This window comes from Vibrio sp. 1078-1, from assembly GCF_033340475.1.
In genome coordinates this window covers 1-500 of record NZ_JAWOWM010001005.1, presented here as the reverse complement: position 1 = coordinate 500, position 500 = coordinate 1, and the positions used below count along the sequence as shown (strand labels likewise).

Here is a 500-nt window from a genome sequence, read left to right as displayed (position 1 = left end):
TGGTATTTCAGGTTGCGGCATGGTGACTTGATATAGACTCGTTGATATTGGGAGTAGTAACGTTGAATTCATTTCGTTGGGACATCTATTTTGAAACAGGAATCGAAGATGTTGACGATCAACACCAGTATCTCGTTGAGTTTATTAATAAGTACGGCAAACTTTTGACGCGAAACACGATTTCGATAGCGGATATTCAGAGCGCGTTATTTGAACTCTCTCGTTATGCCGAATTTCACTTCAAAGAAGAGGAAAATTTAATGAGAGAAGTGGGGATTCATCACGAGCATCTCCAAAAGCATATTCAAGTACATCGCACTTTTATGGGCGATATTGTCAGCATGCAAAGTTTTATTAACGAAGATAATCGGCAATCAGCGGAGCAGTTGTTGGATTTTCTTATTCATTGGTTGGCGTACCACATTCTTGGCATCGATCAAAATATGGCGAAACAGATCAAAGCCATCGAACGAGGCGTTTCTCCTTTAGAAGCTTATCGC

1 protein-coding gene is annotated in these 500 nt (G+C 40.4%); it reads left to right on the top strand.

All coding sequences use genetic code 11. The features are described from left to right. Positions 1-62: 62 nt before the first annotated feature. The coding region (locus tag R7190_RS31325) for a hemerythrin family protein (RefSeq protein ID WP_318138403.1) at positions 63-500 on the top strand (438 nt) is incomplete at its 3' end.